Origin of the sequence: uncultured Mucilaginibacter sp. (genome assembly GCF_937859865.1) — a bacterium.
Lineage (GTDB): Bacteria > Bacteroidota > Bacteroidia > Sphingobacteriales > Sphingobacteriaceae > Mucilaginibacter_A.
The window spans coordinates 1-2,301 of the sequence record NZ_CALMAT010000161.1; the positions used below are offsets into that span (position 1 = coordinate 1).

Consider the following 2,301-nt stretch of genomic DNA (forward strand, 5'->3'; position numbering starts at 1 on the left):
CGCGTTAGCTTTTTCGGCATCTTCATTGATCTTTTTCAGTCGGTCGCGCAAATCCTCGCTCACCACATTGCCAATTCCCCAACTGGAATACGCCGCCGGAATCGGGTTTTTCTTGATCCAGCCGCCGTTTGCATATTCAAAAAAATTGTCGCCCGGCTTTACGGATGGGTCGAGGTTTTGATAAACCGGATCGTTTGCTTTTTTGATCTGTGCTTTTGCAGGAAAAGAATTGAATAAAGCAAGCGATATGAAGCTGAGAGAAAAGAAAGTATAATTTTTAATTTTCATGGTTTTTGCGGAACTGTCTGTCTTTTCAAACATAATATTTTTTCTATTGGTATGCTTCTTTTAGCAGGTAAAAATTATGTTGTTTAGCAGCAAAATAATTATCATTGCTAAAAACAGCATCGGTACAACAAGTAAACCCATTCTATGAAATTTAAATTTTACTATGCTTCTTTTATCGCTTGTTTTTTGGTGTTGGATGGTTTCGCACAGAAAAAGCAAAACGTTTATTTTTTAAAGAATGATGGGCGGGAAGTCAAACTGAAAGATAGTGCTGATTTTATCAGGATTGTACAAGAACCAGATTCGGGATCGGTTTTGTACAATGTTTTGGAATATTATAAGAATGGCAAGCCGAAATTAGTTGGCAAATCATCCACGGTGGACCCAATAAAATTAGAAGGGATGATGCTGAGTTATTATTCCAATACAAAGAGAAAACGGGTTGCCAATTACAATAAAGGAAAGATTTCCGGCGTGGTCTATGATTATTACCCGAATGGAAAATTGTACCGGTCGATGGACTATCAATCAAGTGTACAAGGTGTTGAGGGTACAGGAGGTGCACCTAATTTCATGGCTGGTGAAAACATTCAAAACGTGTATGATTCAACCGGTGTAGAAATTGTTAAAGACGGAAACGGGCATTATCCCATTTTTGACAACGATTATAAATATGTTGAGGAAGAAGGCGACGTGAAAAATGGAAAAAGAAACGGCCTTTGGAAAGGCACATTAAACAAAAGCAAAATTTTTTTTACAGAAGAATATGCCGACGGAAAATTTATTAAAGGCACCAATACCGATGAAAGCGGGAACACTAAAAATTATACGGTAAAAGAAGCATTGCCAACTTTTAAAGGTGGTGAAAGGGCTTTTGGCAATTATCTTTCTCAAAACATCCGCTACCCTCCAGGGGCAAGAGACAGAAATGCACAAGGAAGAGTGATCTTAGGCTTTGTGATAGAAAAGGACGGAAGCATAAAAGATATAAAAATCCTGCAAACTGTTGACCCGGAACTTGATGCAGAAGCGGTAAGGGTTATCCGGGAATCGCCCCCATGGAATCCGGGAATACAGCATGGCGTACCGGTAAGGGTTGCTTACACCATGCCAATAAATTTCACTTTAGGCCGATAAAACCCGTCAAAAAAACTACCTTTGCATCCCGACAAACAAGTCGGGATTTTCCTATGATTTAGCAAGGAAAATTCTGGCTCAGCGCTTAAATTATACCCGTAAAAAAAGCACAATGCCCAGAAACACTTCCATCAATTCTGTTTTAATTATCGGTTCCGGCCCAATTGTGATCGGCCAGGCTTGCGAGTTTGATTACGCCGGTTCGCAAGCTTCTTTGTCTTTAAAAGATGAAGGGATTGAAGTTTCCATCATCAACAGCAATCCGGCCACGATCATGACGGATAAAGTCATTGCCGACCATGTTTATTTGTTGCCCTTAAACTGTGAAAGCTTAGAACAGATTTTACAGGAACGAAAAATAGATGCTGTGCTGCCCACCATGGGCGGACAAACCGCTTTAAACCTGTGCAAAGAAGCAGAAGAACGCGGCATTTGGCAAAAATACGGCGTCAAAATTATTGGTGTTGATATTGCCGCCATCGAAAAAACAGAGAACCGCGAAGAGTTCCGGCAGTTGATGGTGGAGATTGGCATTGGCGTGGCGCCTTCTAAAATTGCCAACTCTTTTTTGGAAGGAAAAGAAGCCGCACAGTTAATTGGTTTTCCGCTGGTGATCCGTCCGAGTTATACGTTGGGCGGAAGCGGCGGCGGTTTTGTGCATAAAAAAGAGCAGTTTGATGCGGCTTTAAGTCGCGGTTTGCAAGCTTCGCCAACACACGAAGTTTTGGTGGAACAAGCGGTTATCGGCTGGAAAGAATTTGAATTGGAACTGCTGCGCGATAACAACGATAACGTAATCATCATTTGTTCGATTGAGAATTTCGACCCGATGGGAATCCACACCGGTGATTCGATTACCGTTGCGCCGGCCATGAC

1 protein-coding gene and 2 pseudogenes are annotated in these 2,301 nt (G+C 41.6%); 2 read left to right on the forward strand and 1 reads right to left on the reverse strand.

The annotated features are described in order from the left end of the window. Positions 1-288: pseudogene (locus Q0192_RS17420) on the reverse strand (M13 family peptidase); the annotation flags it as partial. Positions 289-432: 144 nt separating this feature from the next. On the opposite strand from Q0192_RS17420, the gene Q0192_RS17425 reads away from it, so the two are divergent. Together Q0192_RS17425 and Q0192_RS17430 are read left to right on the forward strand one after the other, a co-directional pair. Further along, complete coding sequence (locus Q0192_RS17425; protein WP_299291530.1) at positions 433-1,425, forward strand: energy transducer TonB; 993 nt, start codon at positions 433-435, stop codon at positions 1,423-1,425. 112 nt (positions 1,426-1,537) lie between these two features. Further along, positions 1,538-2,301 (forward strand): annotated as a pseudogene (locus tag Q0192_RS17430) (carbamoyl-phosphate synthase large subunit); the annotation flags it as partial.